At 73.6% G+C, this 25007-nt stretch carries 22 protein-coding genes; 3 read left to right on the top strand and 19 right to left on the bottom strand.

Features of this window, described 5'->3' with window-relative positions; genetic code table 11:
* The first annotated feature begins 71 nt into the window (after positions 1–71).
* Positions 72–962 (top strand): ABC transporter ATP-binding protein, encoded by an 891-nt coding sequence (locus tag ACZ7DE_RS26510; protein WP_470765343.1) that lies wholly within the window; start codon positions 72–74, stop codon positions 960–962.
* Positions 959–2530 carry an ABC transporter permease gene (locus ACZ7DE_RS26505; protein WP_470765341.1) on the top strand — a complete coding sequence of 524 codons (1572 nt, stop codon included), beginning with the start codon at positions 959–961 and terminating at the stop codon, positions 2528–2530. The genes ACZ7DE_RS26510 and ACZ7DE_RS26505 overlap by 4 nt, the downstream gene beginning before the upstream one ends.
* Positions 2531–2656: 126 nt before the next feature.
* Here ACZ7DE_RS26505 and ACZ7DE_RS26500 read toward each other — a convergent pair whose 3' ends face one another.
* The 19 genes from ACZ7DE_RS26500 to ACZ7DE_RS26410 all read right to left on the bottom strand — a co-directional run bounded on the left by ACZ7DE_RS26500 (position 2657) and on the right by ACZ7DE_RS26410 (position 23604).
* A complete protein-coding gene (locus ACZ7DE_RS26500) occupies positions 2657–3874 on the bottom strand; it encodes a cytochrome P450 (RefSeq protein ID WP_470765339.1) in 1218 nt (405 codons plus the stop codon).
* A gap of 447 nt (positions 3875–4321) precedes the next feature.
* On the bottom strand, positions 4322–4987 hold the full coding sequence (locus ACZ7DE_RS26495) for a response regulator (RefSeq protein WP_470765337.1): 666 nt from the start codon (positions 4985–4987) through the stop codon (positions 4322–4324).
* Positions 4984–6345 (bottom strand): sensor histidine kinase, encoded by a 1362-nt coding sequence (locus ACZ7DE_RS26490; RefSeq protein ID WP_470765335.1) that lies wholly within the window; start codon positions 6343–6345, stop codon positions 4984–4986. The genes ACZ7DE_RS26495 and ACZ7DE_RS26490 overlap by 4 nt, the downstream gene beginning before the upstream one ends.
* A 273-nt stretch (positions 6346–6618) precedes the next feature.
* On the bottom strand, positions 6619–7296 hold the full coding sequence (locus ACZ7DE_RS26485; RefSeq protein WP_470765334.1) for a response regulator: 678 nt from the start codon (positions 7294–7296) through the stop codon (positions 6619–6621).
* A complete protein-coding gene (locus ACZ7DE_RS26480) occupies positions 7293–8786 on the bottom strand; it encodes a sensor histidine kinase (RefSeq protein WP_470765332.1) in 1494 nt (497 codons plus the stop codon). The genes ACZ7DE_RS26485 and ACZ7DE_RS26480 overlap by 4 nt, the downstream gene beginning before the upstream one ends.
* Before the next feature lie 10 nt (positions 8787–8796).
* The gene (locus ACZ7DE_RS26475; RefSeq protein WP_470765330.1) at positions 8797–10029 is read right to left on the bottom strand and encodes an acyltransferase family protein; all 1233 of its coding nucleotides are present in this window, start codon (positions 10027–10029) and stop codon (positions 8797–8799) included.
* Positions 10022–11041 (bottom strand): alpha/beta hydrolase, encoded by a 1020-nt coding sequence (locus ACZ7DE_RS26470; protein ID WP_470765327.1) that lies wholly within the window; start codon positions 11039–11041, stop codon positions 10022–10024. The genes ACZ7DE_RS26475 and ACZ7DE_RS26470 overlap by 8 nt, the downstream gene beginning before the upstream one ends.
* 209 nt (positions 11042–11250) lie before the next feature.
* A complete protein-coding gene (locus ACZ7DE_RS26465) occupies positions 11251–12144 on the bottom strand; it encodes an alpha/beta hydrolase family protein (protein WP_470765324.1) in 894 nt (297 codons plus the stop codon).
* Positions 12145–12413: 269 nt separating this feature from the next.
* On the bottom strand, positions 12414–13598 hold the full coding sequence (kynU, locus tag ACZ7DE_RS26460) for a kynureninase (protein ID WP_470765322.1): 1185 nt from the start codon (positions 13596–13598) through the stop codon (positions 12414–12416).
* The gene (locus ACZ7DE_RS26455) at positions 13591–14436 is read right to left on the bottom strand and encodes a tryptophan 2,3-dioxygenase family protein (protein ID WP_470765320.1); all 846 of its coding nucleotides are present in this window, start codon (positions 14434–14436) and stop codon (positions 13591–13593) included. Before ACZ7DE_RS26455 ends, kynU begins: the two co-directional genes overlap by 8 nt.
* 155 nt (positions 14437–14591) lie before the next feature.
* Positions 14592–15005 (bottom strand): DUF3151 domain-containing protein, encoded by a 414-nt coding sequence (locus tag ACZ7DE_RS26450; protein WP_470765318.1) that lies wholly within the window; start codon positions 15003–15005, stop codon positions 14592–14594.
* Between the two features lie 132 nt (positions 15006–15137).
* Positions 15138–16655, bottom strand: a complete 1518-nt coding sequence (locus tag ACZ7DE_RS26445) for an MFS transporter (RefSeq protein ID WP_470765316.1) — start codon at positions 16653–16655, stop codon at positions 15138–15140.
* 98 nt (positions 16656–16753) lie between these two features.
* On the bottom strand, positions 16754–17785 hold the full coding sequence (gene fbaA, locus ACZ7DE_RS26440) for a class II fructose-bisphosphate aldolase (protein WP_470765314.1): 1032 nt from the start codon (positions 17783–17785) through the stop codon (positions 16754–16756).
* Between the two features lie 213 nt (positions 17786–17998).
* On the bottom strand, positions 17999–18547 hold the full coding sequence (gene pyrE, locus ACZ7DE_RS26435; protein ID WP_470765312.1) for an orotate phosphoribosyltransferase: 549 nt from the start codon (positions 18545–18547) through the stop codon (positions 17999–18001).
* 23 nt (positions 18548–18570) lie between these two features.
* The gene (locus ACZ7DE_RS26430) at positions 18571–19377 is read right to left on the bottom strand and encodes an aldose epimerase family protein (protein WP_470765310.1); all 807 of its coding nucleotides are present in this window, start codon (positions 19375–19377) and stop codon (positions 18571–18573) included.
* An 82-nt stretch (positions 19378–19459) separates the two neighbouring features.
* The gene (locus ACZ7DE_RS26425; protein ID WP_470765308.1) at positions 19460–20317 is read right to left on the bottom strand and encodes an SRPBCC domain-containing protein; all 858 of its coding nucleotides are present in this window, start codon (positions 20315–20317) and stop codon (positions 19460–19462) included.
* Positions 20318–20495: 178 nt separating this feature from the next.
* Entirely contained in the window at positions 20496–22133 is a 1638-nt protein-coding gene (locus ACZ7DE_RS26420) for a polyamine aminopropyltransferase (protein WP_470765306.1), read from the bottom strand.
* A gap of 81 nt (positions 22134–22214) precedes the next feature.
* Positions 22215–22754: a DUF2617 family protein gene (locus ACZ7DE_RS26415; RefSeq protein ID WP_470765304.1), complete on the bottom strand. Its 540-nt coding sequence runs from the start codon at positions 22752–22754 to the stop codon at positions 22215–22217.
* A gap of 568 nt (positions 22755–23322) precedes the next feature.
* Positions 23323–23604, bottom strand: a complete 282-nt coding sequence (locus tag ACZ7DE_RS26410) for a hypothetical protein (protein ID WP_470765302.1) — start codon at positions 23602–23604, stop codon at positions 23323–23325.
* 140 nt (positions 23605–23744) lie between these two features.
* On the opposite strand from ACZ7DE_RS26410, the gene ACZ7DE_RS26405 reads away from it, so the two are divergent.
* Positions 23745–24941, top strand: a complete 1197-nt coding sequence (locus ACZ7DE_RS26405) for a pyridoxal phosphate-dependent aminotransferase (protein WP_470765300.1) — start codon at positions 23745–23747, stop codon at positions 24939–24941.
* Positions 24942–25007: the final 66 nt, after the last annotated feature.

Below are 25007 nucleotides of genomic sequence, written 5' to 3'. Positions count from 1 at the left end.
ACCCATCCTAACGGCGATTCACTCTCTTCCTTAACTTCACAAAGTTCTGAAGGAAGCGTACGTTCTGGAGCATGACGAAGGCCATCACCGTGTCCGGACTGCACAAGTCCTTCGGACGCACCCACGCCCTCGACGGCCTGGACCTGGAGGTCGAGACCGGTGAGGTGCACGGCTTCCTCGGCCCCAACGGCGCGGGCAAGTCCACCGCCATCCGCGTCCTGCTCGGGCTGCTGCGCGCCGACTCGGGCACCGCACGGATCCTCGGACGCGACCCCTGGACCGACGCGGTCGAGGCGCACCGCCGCATCGCGTACGTGCCGGGCGACGTGACCCTCTGGCGCAACCTCTCCGGCGGCGAGGTCATCGACCTGTACGGCAGGCTGCGCGGAGGCCTGGACGCGGCCCGCCGGGCCGACCTCGTCGACCGCTTCGAGCTCGACCCGACGAAAAAGGGCCGCACCTACTCGAAGGGCAACCGCCAGAAGGTCGCCCTGGTCGCCGCGTTCGCCTCGGACGTCGACCTGCTCATCCTCGACGAACCGACCTCGGGACTGGACCCCCTGATGGAGGAGGTCTTCCAGCGCTGCGTGGAGGAGGAGCGCGACCGGGGCCGGACGATCCTGCTGTCGTCCCACATCCTCAGCGAGGTGGAGGAGTTGTGCGACCGCGTCAGCATCATCCGCAAGGGCCGCACGGTGGAGACGGGCACGCTGGCCGACCTGCGCCACCTCACCCGGACCAGCGTGACGGCCGAACTGGCCGGCCCGCCCAACGGGTTGACCCGCCTCCCCGGCGTGCACGACCTCGACGTCCGGGGAACGCGCGTGCGCCTCCAGGTGGACACGGACAAACTCGACGCCGTCCTGCGGTCGTTGAGCGAGGCCGGGGTGCGCTCGCTGACGTCGACGCCGCCGACGCTGGAGGAGCTCTTCCTGCGCCACTACCAGGAGGCGGGGGCATGACCACGCTCGTGGGCACCGTCCCTCTCCTGCGCTTCGCGCTGCGCCGCGACCGCGTGCTGATCCCGGTGTGGACGGCCGTGACCACCCTGATGGTCCTCTCCATGCCGAACACCCTGGAGAGCCTGTACGGCACCCCGGCCGAACGGGCCGACCTGCTGCGGCAGTTGGCGACCAACACCTCGCTGCGAGCCCTGATCGGCCCCGTCTTCGACGACTCGATCGGCGCGCTCACGGCATGGCGGGTCGGCGTGTACGCGGCCGCGCTCGCCGCCGTGACCAGCCTGCTGGTCGTCGTGCGGCACACCCGCGACGAGGAGGAGAGCGGCCGTCAGGAACTGATCGCGTCGGGCATGGTCGGCCGGCGCGCGTCGCTGACGGCCGCGCTGCTGGCCGCCGGGGCCGCCAACGCCGTACTGGCCCTGCTGGTCACGGCGGGGCTGGCCGGCCGGGGAGCGGCGGGGGCGTCGGCCTTCGGCCTCGGCCTGGCCGCGGTGGGCATGCTGTTCGCCACGACGGCGGCGATCGCGGCGCAGCTCACGCAGAGCGCCCGACTGGCCCGAGGCCTGACGGCGGCGGTGCTGGGCGCGGCGTTCGTCCTGCGGGCCGCGGGCGACTCCACGGCGGACGACGGTTCGTCAGCGCTGACCTGGCTGTCCCCGCTCGGCTGGCTGGAGAACCTGCGGCCGTTCGCGGACGAACGGTGGTGGGTGCTGCTGCTGTTCGCGGCGGCGATCGCGGCACAGGGCGCGCTGGCCTACGGGCTGGCCGGCCGCCGGGACGTGGGCATGAGCTTCCTGCCCACCCGGCCGGGTCCGGCGGCCGGACGCCTGGGCACCGCCGCCGCCCTGTCCTGGCGGCTGCAGCGGGGCGCCGTGCTGGGCTGGAGCACCGGCTTCCTCCTCGCCGGGGTGGTGTACGGCGGCCTGACCGAGGGTGCGGCCGATCTGGTCGGCGACAACGACAAGGCCCGCGAGGTCTTCGAGCGGATGGGCGGCCGGTCGGGGCTGACGGACGCGTTCCTGGCCTCGATGATCGGCATGCTGGGCCTGATCGCGGCCCTGTACGTCGTCGCGTCCGTACTGCGCCTGCACGGCGAGGAGACCTCCGGCCGCGCGGAACCGGTGCTGGCGAACGCCGTCGGCCGGCTGCGCTGGGCGGCCGGGCATCTGGTGATCGCCTTCGGCGGAGCGGCGCTGATCATGCTCCTGGCGGGGCTCGGTTTCGCGGCGGGCTACGGCAGGGAGGTCTGGCCGATCCTGGGCGCCTGTCTGGTGCAACTGCCCGCGGTGTGGGTGGTCGGCGGCGTGGCCGTCCTGCTCTACGGGACCGCCCCACGGCTGGCGCCCGCCGCGTGGGGGGTGGCGGTCGCGATCCTGCTGATCGGCTGGATCGGTCCGGTCGTGGACGCCCCGCAGGCGGTCCTGGACCTGTCCCCCTTCGGCCACCTGCCGAAGCTGCCGGGCGGGGACATGCAGTGGGCCCCGGTGTCGGCGCTCCTGGCCACGGCGGTGACGCTGGTGACAGCAGGACTGGCAGCCCTCCACCGACGGGACATGACGACGTCGTAACCACCGGGCCCCGGCACGCGCACCCGGCACCCGGCACCGCTGCGACTCCGGCGGGCGGCCCAGTAGGCCTCGGCCGGCGGGGCGGGCGGGTCGCGCGGGGCGGCCGGGTCGCGCGGATCGCGCGGATCAGAGGGTCACGGTGAGTCCCTCCAGCCCGCGGATCACGAAGTTGGGCTTGCGTCGTGGCTCGGCGGCGAGCGCGAGCGTCGGGGCCCGCTCCAGCAGGGCGGTCATGGAGGCCGCCAGCTCGATGCGGGCCAGGGGTGCGCCGATGCAGTAGTGGATGCCCGCGCTGAAGGAGATGTGCGGGTTGTCGGCGCGGGTGAGGTCGAGCCGGTCCGGTTCGGCGAAGACGGCGGGATCGTGGTTCGCCGAACCGAAGAGCATCGCGATCTCGGCCCCCCGCGGCACGACGGTCCCGTCGATCTCGATGTCGTCGAGCACCCACCGTTCGAAGAGCTGGAGCGGGGTGTCGTACCGCATCAGCTCCTCGACGGCCGTCGGTACGAGCGAGTGATCGGCGCGCAGCGCGGCCAACTGCCCGGGGTTCCGGAAGAGCGTCCACCACCCGTTGACCGTGGCGTTGACGGTCGCCTCGTGCCCGGCGTTCAGCAACAGCACCGCGGTCGAGATCAGTTCCTGTTCGGTGAGCCGGTCGCCCTCGTCATGCGCGGCGATCATGCCCGACATCAGGTCCTCGCCCGGCTCCTTGCGCCGCTCGGCGATCAGCTCACGCAGATACCCGGAGAACTCGACGGAGGCCCGCACGGCCCTCGCCGCGGTCTCCTCCGACGGATTCAGCTCGTACATCCCGCAGATGTCCGCCGACCAGGGCCTGAGAGGCGCCCGGTCCGACTCCGGGATCCCGAGCATCTCCGCGATCACGGCGACGGGCAGCGGTTCGGCGACGTCGCTCAGCAGATCGCCCCCGCCCTCCGCCACCAGCCGGTCCACCAGTTCTCCGGCCAGCCGCCGCACGTACGGCTTCAGCCGCTCCACCGTGCGCGGGGTGAACGCCTTGGACACCAGCCGCCGGATCCGGGTGTGGTCCGGCGGTTCCAGGTCGAGCATCCCGTGATCGTTGAGGGTGTGGAACGGCTCCTGCTCGGGCGGCGGCGCCGTCCTCCCGAAGTCCTCGTGCGTGAACCGGTGTTGATACGTCCGCCCCAGCCGCCGCTCCCGCAGCAGTGCCGAGACGTCCGCGTGCCGCGGCACCAGCCACTGGTCGGTCGGCTCGTAGTAGATCACCCGCCCCCGCTCCCGAAGCTCGGCGTACGCCGGGTACGGGTCCGACACGAACGCGGGGTCCCAGGGATCGAAGGAGAGGTCGTCAGCTGCTGCCATGGACGGACGCTAGCCGGTGGACGAGCTGCTGACCAGGGGGTCTGAGCCTCTGCCCGCTACCGGCGGCGGGCAGAGGGCAGAGGCCCGCTGCCCGCCGGCGCGGGAAGCGGCGAGCCCCGGACAGCGGGGCAGGCGGCGGGGCGGGACGGCGAGCCCCCGCACGGTGGCGCGGGACTGCAAGCCCCGGACAGCGGGGCAGGGCGGCGGCCCGGGACAAGGCGGCGCAGGACAGCGAGCCCCGGACAGCGGCCCCGAACGGCAGGGCAGGGCGGCGGCGCGGACGGTGGCCGCCCCGGGCGCCGGCACGGGACGAGGCGGCGGCCCCGGACGGTGGCACGGGACGAGGCGGCGGCCCCGGACGGTTGCCCCGGACAGCAAGCCCCGGACACCAGCCCCGGTGACGCCGGCCTCGAACGCCCGCCCCGGCCGGTGGCCGCGGGCGGCCGCCTAGGCCGGTGTGACCAGCCTCGCCTCGTAGGCGAACACCGCGGCCTGGGTGCGATCGCGCAGGCCCAGTTTCACCAGGATCCTGCTCACGTGGGTCTTGATGGTCGACTCCGCCACCACCAGCCGCTCGGCTATCTCCGAGTTCGACAGGCCCTGGGCGATCAGCACCAGTACCTCCGTCTCCCGTTCGGTCAGGTCGCCGTACGCCGCCTGCGCGGTCGGCGACAGCCGCGGGGCGTCGGACAGCTTCGAGAACTCCGTGATCAGGCGTCTGGTGACGGACGGCGCCAGGAGCGCCTCGCCCGCCGCCACCACCCGCACCCCGTCGGCCAGTTGCCGCGCGGACGCGTCCTTCAGCAGGAAGCCCGAGGCTCCCGCGCGCAGCGCCTGGTAGACGTACTCGTCCAGGTCGAAGGTGGTCAGGACCAGGACCTTCGCCGTTCCGTCCGCCGCGACGATCTCCCTCGTCGCCTCGATGCCGTTCAGCTCCGGCATGCGGATGTCCATCAGGACCACGTCGGGGGACAGTTCACGGACTCGGTCCACCGCCTCCCGGCCGTTGACCGCCTCGCCCACCACCTCGATGTCCGGCATCGCGTTCAGCAGGACCGAGAAGCCCTCGCGGACCATCATCTGGTCGTCGGCGATCAGTACTCGGATCGTCACGTTCCACCCTCACTCGCGGCGGGCACCGGCAGGAACACCGTCACCTCGTAGCCGCCCGCCGGGGTCGGCTCCGCCGTCATCTCGCCGTTCAGCATGGTCACCCTCTCCCGCATCCCCGTGATCCCGTGACCGGCCCCGGGCGAAGGTTTGACCAGGGTCGGGTTCGGCGGCGCGCCGTTGACTATCCGCAGCCCCAGGCCGCCCAGCACATAGCCGATCTCGACGCGTGCGCTCGCGCCGGGCGCGTGGCGCAGCGTGTTGCTCAGCGCCTCCTGCACTATCCGGTACGCCGACAGCTCCACGCCCTGTGGCAGCTCGCGCACCGCCCCGGTGACCGTCTTCTCCACGTCCAGACCCGTCTCGCGCACGTTGGCGAGCAGACCGTCCAGTTCGGCGAGCGTCGGCTGCGGGGCGTCGGGGACCTCGTAGTCCTCGGCGCGGACCACGCCCAGCACCCGGCGCAGCTCCGTGAGGGCCGCCACCGCGTTCTCGCGGATCGTGGCGAAGGCCTTCTCCAGTTCCGGCGGCGGGTTCTCCACCCGGTAGGGGGCGGCCTCCGCCTGGATGGCGACCACCGACATGTGGTGCGCGACCACGTCGTGCAGCTCGCGCGCGATCGTGGTGCGCTCCTCGAGCAGGGTGCGGCGGGAACGCTCGTGCGCGGTCGCCGTCTGCTGCGCCGTCACCTTCTCTTCGGCCTGCCGGCGGATGTGCCAGACGGTGACGGCGAGCAGGAGGATCGCGGAGAACACGAGCATGGGCGCGACGTTGTTCAGCGGATGGTCCCAGCCGAACGCGGTCTCGGCGATGAAGCCGTAGACCGCCGTCAGCAGCCACATCCACGCCGCCGTGCGCGGGCGGGTGCGTATCGCCACGACCGTCAGGACGATCAGGTGGGCGGTGAAACTGCCCGGCAGCCACGGCCACTCGCTGTACGTCGAGCCGATGCCGGCGACGATCGTGGTCGCCGCGAGCGACAGCCAGAACGCGCCGACCGGCCGCACCAGCGTCAGCAGCACCGGCGCCAGGGCGAGCAGCCCGCTCAGGGTGCCCACGGAGCTGCCCTGGCCGTCCCCCCAGGCGATCAGCATCGCCAGTGCGCCGCCCGCCCCGACCGCCGCGTGCCGGGACCAGGTCGCGTACTCCCGCTTGCGGCCCTTCAGGCCGCGCAGGAGGCGGCCGCTGGGGTTCCTGAGGGGCAGCGGGCGGTAGGCGAAGGCGTCCTGGAAGAGGTCCTCCCGCAGGCCGCGCAGGGCGCCCACGGCCGCCCGGAACTCCGGGCTGCGGGGCCGGTAGGCCTCGTAGGAGTCGTCCGGGTCGTCCGGCCGCATGGGGTGCGTCTGCGTCGTCTCGGTCACGCTCAGAACGGTATGCGGAGGAGGGGGCCCCGGTCGTCACCAGTGAGAGGGGTTCCGGTGGATCCCTCTCAAGTACTACGGGACCGACGGGGAGCCCCGGAGGGAGCACCGGGGAGCCACCGAGGGGCGGGGTGGGGCGAGCCACCGAGGGGCACGAGGGGCGTCGCCCAGGGTGTGCCACGGGGACCTGCCCGGGGTGTGCCACGGACCTGCCCGGGGTGTGCCACGGACCCGCCCGGGGCGGCCACGGCGTGGCGCCGGGGCCGCCCGAGCTCAGTACCCCGACGGTCTGACCAGCCCCGACTCGTACGCGAACACCGCCGCCTGTGTTCGGTCCCGCAGGCCCAGCTTCACCAGGATGCGGCCCACGTGCGTCTTCACGGTCTGCTCGGCGACGACGAGATGGCTCGCGATCTCCGCGTTGGACAGACCCTGCGCGATGAGGGTGAGCACCTCCGTCTCGCGTTCGGTGAGGTCGCCGACCCGCTCCTTCAGCGGAGCCCTGGGCTTGCCGTCGAGGCGGGAGAACTCGGCGATCAGCTTGCGGGTGATGCCGGGTGCGAGCAGGGCGTCGCCGTTGGCCACCACCCGGACCGCCTCGGCCAGTTGGTCCGCCGAGGCGTCCTTCAGCAGGAATCCGGACGCGCCGGCCCGCAGCGCCTCGTACACGTACTCGTCGAGGTCGAAGGTGGTGAGCACCAGCACCTTGATGTGCGGATGCGCGAGGGTGATGCGGTGTGTGGCTTCGATGCCGCCGAGGTCGGGCATGCGGATGTCCATCAGCACGACGTCGGGGGCCAGTTCGGCGACCTTCGCCACGGCGTCGAAGCCGTCCACCGCCTGCCCGATCACCTCGATGCCCGGGTGTGCGTTGAGCAGCACGGTGAAGCCCTGCCGGACCATCTGCTGGTCGTCGGCGATCAGTACGCGGATGGTGCCGCCGGTCGTCATCGGTTTCCTTCTCGTGTCGTGGACGGTTCGTCCCGGCCGTCCGGGCCGTGACGGCCGTGACGGTCGTCCGGTCGGTCCCGGCCGTACGGCCCGTTCGCGTCGACGTGCGGGCCGGACAGGCCGCGCAGGCCGTCCGCGTCGTTCAGGTCGTCCGGGAAGACGAGTTCGAGGCCCTCCGGGGTGCCGAGGTCCTCGAAGTCGTCGAGGTCGGACGGCACACCGTCTCTCGGCAGGAACGCCGACACGGCGAACCCGCCGTGCAGGGTCGGGTACGCGGCGACGTGGCCGCCGAGCATCGCCGCCCGCTCGCGCATGCCGAGCAGACCGTGCCCCGCTCCGGGAGAAGGCCGCACGGGTCGGCGCGGGCGGGAGTTGACGATCTCCAGGTGCAGGCCCCGGGCGTCGTGGGTGACCGTCACCCGCACCTGGGAGCCGGGCGCGTGCCGCAGGGCGTTGCTCAGCGCCTCCTGGACCATCCGGTACGCCGACAACTGCACGCCCGGCGGGTACACGGGCGCCTCGCCGACGACGACGGCGACCACCTCGAGACCGGCCGCGCGGGTGTTCTCCAGCAGCGCGTCGAGACGTTCGAGTGTGGGCTGCGGGGTGTCCGGGGCGGCTCCGGCACCGGCCCCGCCCAGGCCGTAGGGGTCCTCCGGGTTCTCCGAGCGCAGCACGCCGAGCACCCTGCGCAGTTCGGCCAGCGCCTCCAGGGCGTTCTGCCGGATGCCGGCGAGGTTCTCCTTCAGCTCCTCGGACGGGTCCTCCACCAGGTGCGGGGCGACCTGGGCCTGGATGGAGATCACCGACATGTGGTGGGCCACCACGTCGTGCAGCTCGCGCGCGATCCGGTTGCGCTCCTCCAGGACGGTGCGGCGGGCGCGTTCCTCCGCCGTGATCGTCTCCTGTTCGACGAGCTGGGTGCGGGCCTCGCCGAGGCCGCGCAAGGCGGTGCCGACGAGGACGACCGCGCCGAAGATCCCGACGGCCGTGAGGCCCGTCGACGTGTACGTCGCCCCGCCGATGAGGCCTTGCACCAGCCACGTCGTCAACGCCGTGGCCCCGAGCACCGCGAACGACACCCGGGGCCGCAGGCGGAGCGCCAGCAGCAGGAGCACGAGGGCGTGGGCCACGACCTCGGCGGTGGTCCACGGCCAGGGAGGCCCGGGCAGCGGATGGCCCTGCAGGGTCGGCCGGGCGGTCAGCGCGGCGACGACGACTCCGGCCAGGGACAGCGCCCACGCGGGCGCCGGCCGCCACAGGGCGAGGACGACGGCCACCCCCTGCGCGACACCGACCAGCACCCCCAGTTCCGCGCCCACGTCGTAGCGGCCCATCTGGTCCGTGCAGGCCAGTGCGATGCCGAGGGCGGCCCAGCACACCACGACATACCCCGGAAACCGCAGCCAGCGAAGGCGGTGGAGGCGGGGCCTGCCCGCACGTTCGGGGGCGGAGCGGTCGGGCGGCCTGCTGCTCTCCTCGCCGTTCACGGGCTCAACCCTAGGCATTGCGGGCCGCCTTCACTTCCGCCGGGCCGGGGCGGCCGCGGTGCACGCGCACCACCCGGGACCCATGGCCGTCCCCTGGGCGCGGCCTTCGTTCGCGGGAGTGGAACGCCGCCCGGCACACCCCGAGCACCGCGGCGAAGACCGGCAGCCACAGCAGCCGGTACGCCACCCAGTCCAGCCCGTCGGGAACGGTGTGCAGGCCGGGCAGGCGGCCCGCGAGGAGTCCGGTCGCAGTCGTCGCCATCAGGGCCGTCTGGTGCCAGAGGAACACCGTCATCGCGGAGAGGTTGACCAGTGCCACCACCGCCCAGGCCAGGGGGCGCGTCATGGCCCCGCGCAGACGGTCGCGCAGCAGCAGGGCCAGGCCGCACTGGGCGAGGCCGAAGGCGACGGCGGCCAGCGTCGGCGGGTTGAGGTTGGACACCGCGGCGCCGGGCACGCCCACCATCGACGCCGGGTAGCCGGCCCAGCAGACCAGCACCGCCGTCGCCGTCGCCCCGCCGAGGAGCAGAGTCCAGCCGGCGCGTGGGCGTTCCAGGTCTCCCCTGCTCCAGGCCGCGCCGAGGGTGTACGGCACCAGCCAGCCGGCCACCAGGTTCACCCAGCCCAGCCATGGCGGGCCGCCCAGGCCGAAGCGCACCAGGTCCACATGGAGGACGACGGCCAGCGGCCACAGCGGGTTGAGCCGGACCAGCAGCGGGGTGGCCGCCGTCAGCAGCGCGAAGACCAGCAGGAACCACAGGGGGGACAGCGCCAGCTTGACCACGGTGTGCACGGTGACGAAGGACGCGCCGCCCAGCAGCAGCCCGACCGCCGCCGTCGTCCACAGCGCCAGGAGCGCCGCCACCGGGACGAACAACCGGGACAGCCGGCTCCTCAGCCATCCGCCGTAGCCTGCGCCGCGCGCCCGTGCCGAGGCGAGGCTCCTGGTCGCCACATGGCCGCCCACCATGAAGAACACGGCCAGCGTCTGGAACGTCCACGACACCGGGGCCAGCCAGGGCATGGGCCCCAGCGGGCTCGCGGCGCGCAGGGCGCCGCCGTCGGCGACGAGCGCCGTCACCAGCCAGTGGCCGAGGACGACGCCGAGGATCGCCAGGGCCCGCAGCGCGTCCACGGCCCGGTCGCGATCAGGGGGTGTGGCGGCGTCCACCCGGGCGGCCGCCCGCCGCAGCCGGGCCGACGCCCTCGGCCGGGGGTGCCGTGTCTCCTGTGTCTCACCCACCGGTGACCTCCGAGGTCTCGCCGAGGACGATCCGGGCCACGTTGGCCAGCGAGGCCGAGCCCGGCCGGAAGTAGTCGCTGTGGCCGCCGGAGCCCGCCGCGAAGACCCGGGCGCCGAACGAGGGGGACATCGGGTCGGCGCCGAAGCCGACCGTCTCGCCGAACAGGCCGGCGCTGACGTGCGGGACCTCCGCCACCCAGTCGTCGGCGCCGCGGGCCGCCCAGACCCGGGCACGGGTGTGCAGATCCGCCGCCGACTCCACGCCGGTGCCCGGGCTGCCGAGCAGGACCAGGTCGCCCACGTCCGCGTGGGAAACGGCACGAGCGCACACGACGGTGCCGTAGGAGTGGCACAGAAGGGCGACGCGGGCGCCCGCGCCGGTGACGGCACGCAGCTCGCGCAGGAACTCCCGTAGTTGCGGGGCCGCTTCCTCGGCGCGGGCCGAAGTGATCGCGGTCGTGGAGATCGTGCCGGGGGTGGAGTAGCCGAGCCACGCCACCACCGCCGTACGCGGTCCGGCCCCCGGCTGGCGGGTGAGCCGCTGCCGCAGTGCGGCCGCCCCGGCGCGGAAGCGCTCGTAGGTGTCCAGCGAGGTGTCGGAGCCCGGGACGAGGACGGCGACGCGATCGGCGTGGGCGAGGTCGCCGAACACCTCGACCGCCCGGCCGGGACCGCGGCCGTCGAAGGAGAGCAGTCTGCGGGAGGGGGCGGCCAGGGCGCGGTCGGCGGACGCGCGGTGCCGGTCCCCGTGCGCGGCGGCCATCCGGGACGCCAGCGCGGCGTTGGCCCGGTTGGCGGCGTACGCCTCCTCCAGCGTCGCCGCCGTCACCAGGGCGAGGGCGGCGGGGGCCGGCGCAGGGATGCGCGGCCGGGCCGCGGCCGCGGTGAGGGGGACGACCACGGCGGCGGTGATGAGGAGGGCCAGCAGGGCGCGGAGCCCCCTCCGCCCCCCGGGCGCGCCCTCTTCCCCGCCTCCGCCGCGCCGCCGTCCGCGCCTTCGAAGCTGCGCCATCGCGCCCCTCCCCCACCAGTCCGCCCGGCCGTCGGGCTTCGCTGGCTTGGAAGTTACGGATCGACGCTCGTCGTTCGCGTCCCACCGTGGAGCTGTCCTGCGACGTAGCTCTCAGGTACTACGGGTACGACACCTACGGGGTCCGGGGCCCTGGGCAGTAGGTGTCGTACCCGGGGCCGGAGCGGAGGCCGGGTTGCGGCCGCCGCACGTCACCACGCCAGTTGCGCGATCTCCTCCGCGACCACCGCGCACGCGTCCGCCGCCGGGTCGATCAGCGGGAAGTGGCCGACGTCCTCCAGGAGGGTCAGGCCCACCACCTCTCCCGCCTTCGCCGCCGCGTCCGCGTACGCCTCCGCGACCGCCTGCGGGACGACCAGGTCGCCGCGGCCCTGGACCAGCGTCGTCGCGATGCCGGTCGGCAGCAGCAGCGCGGGGTCGGCCGACAGCCTGCGCTCCTCGAACTGCCCTTCTCCGCCCAGGAGTTCACGGGCCGCCCCGCCGCACACGTCCAGCTTCTCGGCGACCGCGAAGTCGGCGATCGCGGCCAGCGCCACGACGCCCCGCAGCGGGACGGGACGGACAGTGCGCCAGGGCGCGCCGACGGGCAGCACATGCCGGGCGGCCGCCCACAGCGCGAGGTGCCCGCCCGCCGAGTGGCCGGTGAGCACCGTGCGGCGCACGTCGGCCTGCGGCAGCGCCTGCCGGACGAGGTCGGGCAGCGCGTCCAGGGCGGCGGCGACGTCGTCGAAGGTGTCGGGCCAGCGCCCCGCGATCGGGGGCGTCCCCTCCGGGACCGGGCCCGGGTCCGGGCTCGCGCCGCGCCGGTACTCGACGTTGGCGACGGCGAACCCCCGCCGGGCCAGGTAGTCCGCGAACGGCGTCATGTACCGCCGGTCGAACGGCGCCCGCCAGGCCCCGCCGTGCAGCACGACGACCAGCGGAACGGGACCGCCCGGGCCCACCGCCACGCGCGGGACGTAGAAGTCGATCACCTGGTCGGGGTGGTCGCCGTACGTCAGGGTGACGTCGGGGTCGACGGGCGGATGGGAAAACGCCGACTCCTCCTCGGCGGCGGCCCGGGCTGCGACAACGTCGTCCGGCATGCTCCAACCTCTCAGCGGCGATGGGGGTACCTCCCAGGCTTTCGGCACTGGGGGAGGATTTGGCGGACCAGGGGGGAACTCGGCCGTTGGCCGGGACGGTATCAGGCCCGTGACGTGCGCGGACACGGGGATGTCACGCACGGTGAGAGGTAAACGGTTCTGCTGTCGTGCCATCTCGTCGGGCTGCCCGCCAGGCGGTTCCGGTCTCCTGGACGTACCCCCAAGTACGCCCAGGAGAGCCGGTCGGCTCAATCAGCCCGTCGGCCGGATCAGCGCAGTTCCTCCGCCAGCGTCCGCGCCGCCCGCTCCACGTCCGCGAACCCGACGTACAGCGGGGTGAAGCCGAACCGGAGGACGTCCGGACGGCGGAAGTCGCCGACCACCCCGCGCTCGATCAGCCGCTTCATGACGTCGCCGGCGTCCGCGCAGCGCAGCGCCACCTGGCTCCCGCGCTCCTCGTGACGCACCGGAGTCAGCGACTCCACCCGCCCCTCGGGCACGTACGCGTGCACGCAGTCCAGGAAGAAGTCCGTCAGGGCCAGCGACTTCGCCCGCACCGCCCGGACCGACACCCCGTCCCAGACCTCGAGCGCCGCCTCCAGGGCGAGCATCGACAGGATGTCCGGCGTGCCCACGCGCCCGCGCACGGCGCCCGCCGCCGGCTCGTAGGCCTCCCGCATCCCGAAGGGCTCGGCGTGCGAGTTCCAGCCGGGCAGCGGGGAGTCGAAACGGTCCTGCAGCCCGGTGCGCACATACAGGTACGCCGGTGAACCCGGGCCGCCGTTCAGGTACTTGTAGGTGCAGCCGACCGCGAGGTCCACGCCGTGCTCGTCCAGGCCCACCGGCAGGGCGCCCGCGCTGTGGCACAGGTCCCACACGGCGATCGCGCCGGCCTCGCGCACGGCGGCGGTGAGCGACGGCAGGTCGTGCAGCCGCCCGGTGCGGTAGTCGACGTGGTTGAGCAGGACGGCGGCCGTCCGCCCCGACAGCGCCGCCGGGACCTCGGCGGGCGTCACCGGGCGCAGCGTGCGGCCGGTCAGCCGGGCCGCGGACTCGGCCATGTAGCCGTCCGTGGGGAAGGTCGTCGCGTCGACGAGGATCTCGTCGCGGGCGTCGTCCACCAGGCGCGTCGCTCCCACGAGCGCCTTGAACACGTTGACGCTCGTCGAGTCGCCGACCACGATCTGCCCGGCCGCGGCGCCCACCAGCGGCGCGATCCGGTCACCGATCCGCTCGGGCGCCGTCCACCAGCCGCTCTCGTCCCAGGAACGGATCTTCAGCGCACCCCACTGGCGGCGCACGACGTCCTCGACGCGGCCGGGGACGGAACGCGGGAGCGCGCCCAGCGAGTTGCCGTCGAGGTAGACACCGTCGTCGAGCACGAACAGGGCGCGGGCGCCCGAGAGTTCATCGCCCGCGTCCAGCTCGTGGGCCCTGAGGGAGAGGTCAGACATGGGACCTCGCCGTCCACAGCTCGGGGAAGACGTTCTTCTGCGCGCGCTTCTCCAGCCAGGTCACGCCGGCCGAGCCGCCCGTGCCGGTCTTCGCGCCCATCGCGCGGCGGGTGGCGACGAGGTGGTCGTTGCGCCAGCGCCACACCAGCTCGGCGACGTCCGTCAGCGCCTCGCCGAGGCGCGCCGTCTCGTCGGACTCGTCGCCCGCGTACACGGCCGTCCACACCGCCTCGACCTCCGCCGCGGGCTCGTACCGCTGTGAGACCTCACGCTGCAGGACGGAGGAGGGAATCGCGTGGCCGCGGCGGGCCAGCAGGCGCAGCACCTCGTCGTACAGGCTCGGCTCGTGCAGCGCCTTCTCCAGCTCCGCGTGGACGCGGGGCGCTCCGCGGTGCGGGACCAGCATGGACGCGGACTTCTCGCCGAGCAGGAACTCCATGCGCCGGTACATCGCCGACTGGAAGCCGGAGCCCTCGCCGAGCGCGGAGCGGTAGGAGTTGAACTGGGCCGGGGTCAGCTGAGCGAGCGGCCTCCACGACGCGTTCAGCGCGTCCAGTTCGCGGACGGAACGCTTCAGCGCGGCGATCGCCGTCGGTACGTCGTCCGAGCGCAGGGCGCGCGCCGCCGTCTCCCACTCGTGGACGATGACCGTGAACCACAGCTCCATGACCTGGGTCGTGACCAGGAAGACCATCTCTCCGGGATCGTCGGAGAGGGTGTGCTGGAGGTGGGTGAGCACGTCCGCCTTGACGTAGTCCTCGTACGGCGTCGTGCCGGCGAAGTCGAGATGCGGGGTCTCGGGCTCCGAAGCCTCGTGAGGCTGAGCCTGCTGGGACATCGCTGTCTCCTGTTGTGTACTCCGGGTAGCGGTCCGCCCCTGCCGTTACCGACACGGGGGCCCCGGTCCCCACCGGCATCCTGCGCAATCGCCACCCGAAAACGCAAGGCCCGTCCGGTCACACCAGGACCGGACGGGCCATGCGCCGCCTGCCGCTAACCCAGGGTCTGGGCCGCCGTCGGCGAGGAGTCCTTCAGGAACTGCGTGCAGCGCTCGTACTCCTCCTGCTCGCCGATCGCCTGCGCGGCGCGGGCGAGAGCGTGCAGGGCGCGCAGGAACCCGCGGTTCGGCTCGTGCTCCCAGGGCACCGGGCCGTGCCCCTTCCAGCCGCCTCGGCGCAGGCTGTCCAGGCCGCGGTGGTACCCCGTTCGGGCGTACGCGTACGACTCCACCACGCTGCCGCGCTCGAACGCGTCGTCGGCGAGCTGAGCCCAGGCCAGCGAGGACGTCGGGTACTTCGCGGCGACGTCGGCGGGCGCCGTGCCGTTCGCGAGGAGCTCGCGCGGCTCGGGGTCGTCGGGGAGGTGGGTCGGGGGCGGGCCCCCGAGGAGGTTTTCGTGAATGGACATGCGTCCAGTCTCCTCCATCCGGCGGCCCGCGGCCCCGCCCGCTCCGCGAAACGCACCCCACCCGCACACGGGGCGCGAGCCGGCCGCCCCCGAGGGCCGCGGCACGGGGCCGCCCGCCCGGCGCACCGCCCCCTAGGAGAGCCGTCCCCTCGACCTCTCCCCCTCGAGCGGGGGTGCGAGGACACTGCCGTGGGTTCTGCATTCGGGCCTGCGGCAGTCCGGGGGCAGGTGGCGCACCCTCGTGAAGGCGATCACCGCTCCCAGCGCCAGCACCCCCGCGCACAACACCATCGCCCGGCGGAACGCGTCGTCGAAGGCGGACGGGGACCGGTACGCCTCCGGGCCCATCCCGGTGAGCAGGGGCAGCGCGGCCACCGCGACCAGGCCCGCCGCCCGCGCCGCCGCGTTGTTGACGCCGCTGGCGATGCCCGCCCGGGCGACGTCCACGGAGGCCAGGACGGTCGCGGTGAGCGGGGCGACCAATGCGACCATGCCGAGGCCGAGGACCAGGACGCCGGGCAGGACGTCGGCGACGTAGGACGCGTCCGGCCCCACCCGCAGCATCAGCAGCATCCCGGCGGCGCACAGCAGCGGGCCGGCGGTGAGCGGGATGCGCGGACCGATCCGCTCGGCCAGTTCGCCGGAGCGGGCGGACAGCAGCAGCATCAGCACGGTCGTCGGCAGCAGCGCCGTGCCCGCGCCCAGGGCGGACCAGCCGGCCACGACCTGGAGCTGGACCGCGCAGAGGAAGAAGAACCCGCCGAAGGCCGCGTACACGCACAGGGTGACCAGGTTGACGGCCGTGAACTGACGGGAGGCGAAGATGTCGAGGGGCAGCATCGGGTCCGGGCGGCGACGCTCCACCGCCACGAAGGCCACGCCGGCCGCCACACCCCCGACCGCGGCCCCCGTGACGACCCCCGGGGGTCCGCTCCCGGCCTCGATCAGGGCGTAGGTGACGAGGGCGAGCGCCAGCGCGCCAAGGAAGGCGCCGAGCACGTCGAAGCGGCCGCGCGTACCGCCCTTCCCCTTCCCGGGCCCGCTCCCGGCGAGGCTCGCGGGCGACGCCCCGCCGGCCGACTCGGGCACGTGCCGCAACGCCACCGGCACGCACACCAGCGCCAGCGGCACGTTCAGCAGGAACACCCACCGCCAGCCCGGGCCGTCCACCAGCCAGCCGCCAAGAAACGGCCCCACGGCCGCCCCGATGGCCCCGAACCCCGACCACAGGCCCACCGCCCGCCCCCGGTCGTCGCGGTGGAAGGACGCCTGGATGATGGCCAGGGAGCCCGGGGTGAGGAGCGCGCCGCCGACCCCCTGCAGGGCGCGCGCGGCGACCAGCACCCCGGCGCTCGGGGCGATCCCGCACAGCAGCGAGGCGGCGGCGAACCACACCACCCCGACCACGAAGACCTTGCGCCGCCCGTAGTGGTCCCCCAGCGAGCCGCCGAGCAGGATCAGCCCCGCCAGCGTCAGCAGGTACGCGTTGACCGTCCACTGCAGGACGGCCAGGTCGGCGTCCAGGTCGCGGCCGATGCGCGGGAGCGCCACGTTGACGACGGTGGAGTCCAGCAGGGCCATGCTGGAGCCGAGCACGGTGGTGAACAGGATCCACCTGCCCTGGGACGAGGCCAGCCGGACATCGGGCATGCCCCCAGGTATACAGCGAGCCCGGCGCCGTAGACAGACGCCGGGCTCACCCGTACCCGTGACACCCCTCGGGGGGTCACGGGGCCTCGCGCGGAGGCTTACTTGATCTTCTGGCCCGCCGAGCGCAGGTGCTGCGTGGCCTCGACGACGCGCGCGGCCATGCCCGCCTCGGCGAGCTTGCCCCAGGTCCGCGGGTCGTAGGTCTTCTTGGAGCCGACCTCGCCGTCGACCTTCAGGACGCCGTCGTAGTTCTTGAACATGTGGTCGGCGACGGGACGCGTGAAGGCGTACTGCGTGTCCGTGTCGAGGTTCATCTTGACGACGCCGTTGTCCAGCGCGGTCGCGATCTCCTCCGCGGTGGAGCCGGAGCCGCCGTGGAAGACGAAGTCGAACGGCTGGGAGCCGGCCGGCTTGCCGTACTTCGCGGCGACGCCCTCGTTCAGCTCCTTGAGCAGGTCGGGACGGAGCACCACGTTGCCCGGCTTGTACACGCCGTGAACGTTGCCGAAGGACGCGGCGAGCAGGTAGCGGCCCTTCTCACCGAGGCCGAGCGCCTCGACCGTGCGCACCGCGTCGTCGACCGTCGTGTACAGGGAGTCGTTGATCTCGTGCGAGACGCCGTCCTCCTCGCCGCCGGTCGGGGTGATCTCCACCTCGAGGATGATCTTCGCGGCGGCGGCGCGGGCGAGCAGCTCCTGCGCGATCTCCAGGTTGTCGGCGAGGGTCTCGGCGGAGCCGTCCCACATGTGCGACTGGAAGAGCGGGTTGCGGCCGGCCTTCACGCGCTCCTCGGAGACCGCGAGCAGCGGACGTACGTACCCGTCGAGCTTGTCCTTCGGGCAGTGGTCCGTGTGCAGGGCGACGGTGACCGGGTACTTCTCGGCGACGATGTGCGCGAACTCGGCGAGCGCGACCGAGCCCGTCACCATGTCCTTGCTGTACTGGCCGCCCAGGAACTCGGCGCCACCCGTGGAGATCTGGATGATGCCGTCGCTCTCCGCCTCTGCGAAGCCGCGCAGCGCCGCGTGCAGGGTCTGCGTCGAGGTGACGTTGATGGCCGGGTAGGCGAACTTGCCTGCCTTCGCCCGGTCGAGCATCTCGTTGTAGACCTCGGGGGTTGCGATGGGCATCTGTCCGCTCCTTGATTGTGCGGGTTGGCGATATGCGTACTACGGCCCTGACCTAGACCTTGGGGTTCGACGTCGTCGTCGGCCCCATCTTTCCAGAGATGCGCGAATGGTCCATGCCTGGTCCGCCCACCGGTCGGGGCCGGGCCGAGGAAGCCGACGGGGCCGGGCCGAGGGAGCCTGCGGGGGCGGGCCGACGAAGCCGGCGGGGGCCGGTCAGTCCAGTCCCAGTTCGTCCTTCGAGAAGGCGAACAGGTAGGGCACGCCCGCGCCCTCGCGGATCTTCTCGTCGGCGCCGGTGGCCCGGTCCACGATGGTCGCCACGGCCACCACCTCGGCGCCCGCCTCGCGCACGGCCTCCACGGCGGCGAGCGGCGAGCCACCGGTGGTGGAGGTGTCCTCCACCACGAGGACCCGGCGGCCCTTGATCTCCGGGCCCTCGACCCGCCGCTGCAGCCCGTGCGCCTTGGCCGCCTTGCGTACGACGAACGCGTCCAGCCTGCGTCCCCGCGCGGCGGCCGCGTGCAGCATGGCCGCGGCGACGGGGTCGGCGCCCATGGTGAGCCCGCCGACGGCGTCGAAGTCCAGCTCGGCGGTCAGGTCGAGCAGCACCTGACCGACCAGCGGGGCGGCCTCCCCGTCGAGGGTGATGCGGCGGAGGTCGACGTAGTAGTCCGCCTCCAGGCCCGACGACAGGGTCACCTTGCCGTGCACCACGGCCTTGTCCTTGATCTGCTGCAGCAGCGCGCCGCGTGTGTCCGTCATGCCCCTCAGCTTAGAGGCGACGCTCAGAGGCGGGTCCACGACCAGGTGGTCGTCGCCTCCAGCGGCTCCAGCGGGGTGACCAGGCGCGGGAGGGTGTTCAGACCGTCGGGCGGGCCGGTCTGCGGCTCCACGCACACGGCCGCCTCCTGCTCGTCGTAGACGACGACCCACTCCTCGGGGCTGGTCACCTTCAGCTCCAGTTGCCCGGGCCAGGTGAGGGTGACGTCGACGCCGCCGGGCATGCCGAAGCAGTCGTCCCAGGGACCGGGCAGGGGGTCGATGCGGTTGCCGGTCGGCAGATGGTCGTCGCCGCGCTCCTCCTGCCAGGCCGGGTCGAAGGAGATCCGCACGTCCTGGCCGTCGCGGCCGTCGCCGGGACCGAGGTTCCGGTTGAACCAGGGGTGCCAGCCGATCTGGGCCGGGAAGGACGAGTCGAGGGTCTCCACGGACATCGCGACGGTCAGCTCGTCCTCGGCCAGCGTGATCACCTGGGTCACCAGGCCCGCGTAGGGCCAGGGATCCACCAGCGCGTACGTCAGCACGACGTCGTCCGCCGTGCGCCGCGCGACCTTCCAGGCGCCGTCGCGGGCGGTGCCGTGGATGGCGTTCGGCGCGGCGTTGAGCGGCATCTGGTGGACGGTCGCGCCGTCCCGGAAGCGGCCGTCGCGGATCCGGCCGCACCAGGGGACCATCGGGAAGCAGCCGAACCGCTCGCCCTGGCGCAGCAGTTCGAGGCCGCCGACGCGCAGCCCACCGACCCGGCCGCCATTGCCCGGCTGCACGGTCACCTCCGCGTCACCCGCGGTCAGCGTGATGTCTTCGTCACTCACGGGACGACCCTACTGGGACATCCGAGGGGGGCCGCGGAGCAGGGGCGCGGGAGGAAGGCACCCGCGCCCGGGCACGCCGCCGCTAGCCTCGTCGGCGCAGCGCCCTGCCCACCACGATCGCCGACGCCACCACCAGCGCGGCCGCCGGAGCGGCCCACCGCAGCGTGCTGTTCGGGACGACGGTCTGCGGGGCCGGGACCGGCGCGTAGCGCCCGCGCGGCGGAGCGTGGTCCACCTCCTCGGCGCTGCGGCCGATCATCGTGCGGCGCGCGTGCGCGGCCTCGGCGGGCGGCTCCCCGGGACCGGGCAGGTCCTCCGGCGCGGAGGGCGGCACCTCCGCCTCGAACCCGCCGTGGTCCGCGGGTTCGTCGACGTCGTCCGGGGAGTCCAGAGCGTCGAGGGCATCCGCGTCGTCGGTGGCTTCGGTGGCTTCGGCGTCGTCGGCGGCTTCCGTGGCTTCGGTGGCTTCGGTGTCGTCGTCGTCCGCCGTCTGCTGGGCTTCCGGTGCGGCTGCCGCTCCCAGGTTGCCCGCGAAACGGTTCAGCAGGCGGGCCACCGCCGAGCCGACCGCCTCCGGGGGCAGCTCGGTGACCCGGCCGTCCGCCGAGACCGTGCCTTCGAAGCGAAGCGTGGTGCCGTCGGCGGCGCCCGCGTCCGCCTCCCGCAGTCGCAGTGTGAGCGCGAGTTTCACCGAACCGCTGCCGCGAGCCTCGGTCGCGTCGCCCGACACGGCGAAGCCGCCGTCCTCGAGCGGCGAAACGCGTACGGCGCCCCGGTAGGTGATGGTGTGGCCGCCGATGCGGACCTTCAGCCGGCCCGCCACGGGCTCGGTGCCGACGTCCTGCTGGAGCCCGGGGACCGCCCGGGCCACCTGCGCGGGATCGGCGAGTGCCGCCCTCAGCCGCTCGGCCGGAACCGGAACGAACACCTCATGCTCCATGAGTGCGGAGCCTACCCAGCAAGTGCCGGAAAGCACCCGGCGAAACCGGGATTCCGCCTCGCCGGGCCACGACCGGTGGTACGCGCCGGCAACCCGCCGGGACCAGGTCACCTGCGCGTCCGTACCCTCCGCGCAGGTCTTCCCGGGACCGACCGCCGGTACGGCCGACGCGGACTCGTCAGTACCGCGGATGCACCAGCGTGGAGGCCTCGACCCCCGGCACCCGGGTGGCTTCCGCGGCCCGGGCGTCCGCCGTCAGCGCCGCCTGGGTCAGGGTGCGCGCGGGGCGCTCGGGGTCGTCGAGACGCAGGGGGGGACGGGCCCCGGCGGCCGCCAGGACGAAGCCCCAGTCGCCGGGCGCCCGGGAGGCGTCGGCCGTGCGGTCCGGGCCCGCGGCGAAGCCGCCGCCGCGGCCGTCCACGCGGTAGGGGGCGGTGCGCAGGCCCGCCGCGCGCATCGTCGCCTCGACCGTCCAGAACACGCGCGGCCGGGTGGCGACCGGGCCGGCGTGCACCACGAGGCGGCCGCCGGGGGCCAGGGCGCGCCGGGCCAGGCCGTAGAACTCCTGGGAGTAGAGCTTGGTGCTCGCCGTGATGCCGGGGTCGGGCAGGTCCGTGACGACCACGTCGTACGTCGCCGGAGGGGCGCCGCGCAGCCACGTGAAGGCCTCGCCGGTGGCGACGTGGACGCGCGGGTCGCCCCAGGCGTGGCCGTTGAGGCGGGACAGGGCCGGGTCGGTGCGGGCCAGCCGGACCAGGCCGGGGTCGAGTGCCACGACGTCGACGCGGTGCACGCCGGGGTGGCCGAGGGCCTCGCGGGCGGCCAGGCCGTCCCCGCCGCCGAGGATCAGCACGCGCGCGTGGCGGCCGCTCATCGCGGGGTGGACCAGGGCCTCGTGATAGCGACGCTCGTCGCGGCCCGCGAAGCGGAGACGGCCGTCCAGGTAGAGGTCGAGGGGGCGGCCCTCGGCGCCGCCGGTGAGGACGATCTCCTGGACGCCGGTCCGCACCGCCACCCGCACGTGGTCGCCGTACATCGCCTGCCGCGCCGCCCGTTCGAAGTCGTCGACGAGGACGGCGGCGGAGGCGAGGACGCCGAGGACGGTGATGTTGGCGACGAGCAGGAGGCAGCGGGCGCGGCAGGTGAGGTCGCGGCGGAAGAGCCCCAGCACCAGCAGGGCCCCGGCCACGACGTTGACCCCGCCGGTCAGCAGCGAGCTCGTCAGCTGGCCCAGGAACGGCAGGAGCAGGAACGGGAAGGCGAGGCCGCCCACCAGAGCGCCCACGTAGTCCGCGGCGAACAGGTCGGCCACCGCGCCGCCCGCGTCCTGGCGGCGGACGCGCTGGATGAGCTCCATGAGGAGCGGCACCTCGGCGCCGATGAGCAGGCCGATGGCCAGGGAGAAGGCGACGAGGAGGACGCGGGGGCCGTCGGCCCACAGGCCGCCCCAAGCGCCCGTCCAGGCGAACACGGCGTACAGGGCCATGGCGCTGCAGCCGCCGACCAGGGCGAGGGTCGCCTCCAGGGCGCCGAAGCCGGCCGCGGCGAACCGGCGCAGCCGCTTGGCGGCGAGGGAGCCGATGCCCATCGCGAAGACCATGACGGACAGCACGACGGACGCCTGGGTGACGGAGTCGCCCATCAAGTAGGAGGCGAGCGCGACGAGTTCGAGTTCGTAGACCAGACCGCAGGCCGCGCAGACGAAGACGCAGGCGAGGACCAGGAACCGCCCGGTGGCCGGCCGGACGGGGAGCCGCGCGGGGCCGCGCCAGGGCGGCGGGGCACCGGGTGGGGCTGGTGCGAGCGGTTCGATCACGACTGCGACGTTACGTTACGGCGCGGGCGCCCTTCGTCACCCACACGTGTGGAACTCGGGGCCGATTGTGGCGCTGTGCGTTTATTTCGCCGCCAACGGGACGGAGTCGTCCGACCGGACCCGGGCCCCGACCCGTGTCCGCGTCGCCACCAACTGCCCGTCCTGCGGGTAGGCGTGCCAGGTGCGCCACTGCACCTGGCCCTCGTGGCGCTGGGCGAGCAGCGCGGTGAAGGCGTGCGGGCTGCCCGGGAAGACGCCGGCCAGACCGTGCGGGTGTTCGGAGACGAGGGCCAGGAGTTCCTGGGCGCGGCCCGCGAACTGGCCCGGCGAGAGCACCTCGACGCGCGCGGCGAACTCGTACTCCCAGTCGCCCACCCGCTTGGCGACGCCCAGCGGGAGGGGGGTGCTGCTGCCGGGGATGCAGGCCACCGTCTCCGAGCAACAGCTCTGCTCCTCCTCCAGCAGCACCTGATGGGATGCGCCGAGCAGTCTCAACTGCAGCTTTGCACCGCACAGTTCGAGGTCGAGCGTGGCGAGGGCGGGCAGCGGTTCGCGCCCCAGGGCCCAGGCGAGATCGGCCGCGCGCGTGTCGGTGTAGGAGGTGTTCAGGGTCGTGAGCATGGGTCGGCTCCGCGGAGACACAAAGAAAAGGGGGTAGGTCCGGCGCACCCCGGTCGACACCGGGAGACGGCCCCGGTCAGCCCGGTCTGGGAAGGTCGTCCGCTCGGGACGTCCGAAGGGGTCCGAGGGGCTGCGTTGGTGGTTTAGAGGGAATCATGAACTGTGGTGCCGCAACAGCGTTTTTACCCAACTTCGTGGGGTTTCCATCCCTCGGGGGGCTCTCAGCTCAATTGTTCAACTATGGCGTACGCCAAGCGATGAGACGTGCGCCCATGCGCCCCGCATGAAAGGCGCGACCGCGGGTACACGCTGTGGCCGCCCACGCGCCACGGCCCGAGCGTGAGCCCACGGCCCGAGCGTGAGCCCACGGCACGGGTGTGCGCGGCACGGGTGTGCGCGTGAACCCACGGCAGGGTGTGAACCCGTGCCGACGGCACGGGTGTGAACCTGAAGCCACGGCAGGGGGCGAGCCCGAGCCGACGGCGTGGTGCGACCGCGGGGCCCGTGGTCGAGGCGGGCCCCGCGGTCGGGATGCGGCTCCCCCCGCGGGGAGCTCAGCTGCCCCGTGTCAGCTGCCTCCGCCGCATCCGCCGCCTCCTCCGCAGGACGAACCGCCACCGCAGGACGATCCCCCGCCGCAGGACGAACCGCCGCCGCAGGAATGCCCTCCGTGGGAGCCGCTGTCGCCCCCGCCGGCCCACCAGCCGCCGCTGCTGCCGGAGCCGGCCGCCATGCCGCGGCGCGAACGGCCGCCGCGATACGACCTCGCTGCGCTGCGCCTGCTCGCGTTGGCGATCAGGGCCGCCACGAACGCGATTCCGATCACCGCCAGGATGATGCCGAAGAACATGGCGTCACCCTCCTTCCGGGTCCCCCGAAGCGACCCCCCGTGGGTGCCTCGCGCGGTGTCTGAGCGCCGCGTGAACGGGGGATGCCCGTCCGTCTCACCGGCCAAAGCAGAGTTGAGGAACTCCAGAGCTTCGGCGCAGGATGACGGGCATGACCTCCACCGCGCGCCCCTTCCTCAACCGCCGCCTCGCCGAGTTCGGGACGACGATCTTCGCCGAGATGTCCGCCCTCGCGGTGACGACCGGCGCGATCAACCTGGGCCAGGGCTTCCCCGACACGGACGGCCCCGAGGAGGTCCGTGAGGCGGCCGTACGGGCCCTGCGGGACGGGCGGGGCAACCAGTACCCACCGGGTCCGGGCGTCCCCGAGCTGCGCACGGCGATCGCCGACCACCAGCGCCGCCGCTACGGCCTGGCCTTCGACCCGGACACCGAGGTGCTGGTCACCGCGGGCGCCACGGAGGCCATCGCCGCCACGCTCCTCGCCCTGCTGGAGCCCGGCGACGAGGTGGTCGCCCTGGAGCCGTACTACGACTCCTACGCGGCCTGCATCGCCATGGCAGGCGCCGCGCGCGTGCCGGTCACCCTGCGCCCGGACCCGGAGCGGGCCCGTTTCCGCCTCGACCTGGACGAGCTGCGCGACGCGGTCACCGACCGCACCCGGCTGCTGCTGGTCAACACCCCGCACAACCCGACCGGCACGGTCCTCACCCGCGAGGAGCTGACGGCGATCGCCGAGCTGGCGGTGGAGCGGGACCTGCTCGTGGTGACGGACGAGGTGTACGAGCACCTGGTCTTCGACGAGGCCGAGCACGTGCCGCTGGCGACGCTGCCGGGGATGCGGGAGCGCACGGTCACGATCGGCTCCGCCGGCAAGACGTTCTCTTTCACCGGCTGGAAGGTCGGCTGGGTGACGGCCGCGCCCGGCCTGGTCACGGCGGTGCGCTCGGCGAAGCAGTACCTGACGTACGTGTCGTCCGGCCCGTTCCAGTACGCGGTCGCCGAGGCCCTCGCCCTGCCCGACGCCTACTTCGACGCCTTCCGCGCGGACATGCTGGCCAAGCGCGACCTGCTGGCGGCGGGGCTCACGGAGGCCGGCTTCGCCGTCTTCCGCCCGGCCGGCACCTACTTCATCACCACCGACATCCGGCCCCTCGGCGAGAGCGACGGCTTCGCCTTCTGCCGCTCGCTGCCCGAACGCGCGGGCGTGGTCGCCATCCCCAACGCCGTCTTCTACGACCACCGCGACGCGGGCGCGCCGTTCGTGCGGTTCGCGTTCTGCAAGCAGGCGGGCGTGCTGGAGGAGGCGGCGAACCGGCTGAAGGCGCTGGCGGGCTGAGCGACGACGAGAGGCGCCCGTCCACAGGCTGTGGACGGGCGCCTCTCGTCGTGGGGCGCGTGCAGG

The organism is Streptomyces sp. NPDC037083, from assembly GCF_055606485.1.
This window is presented reverse-complemented; position numbering and strand designations above follow the sequence as displayed.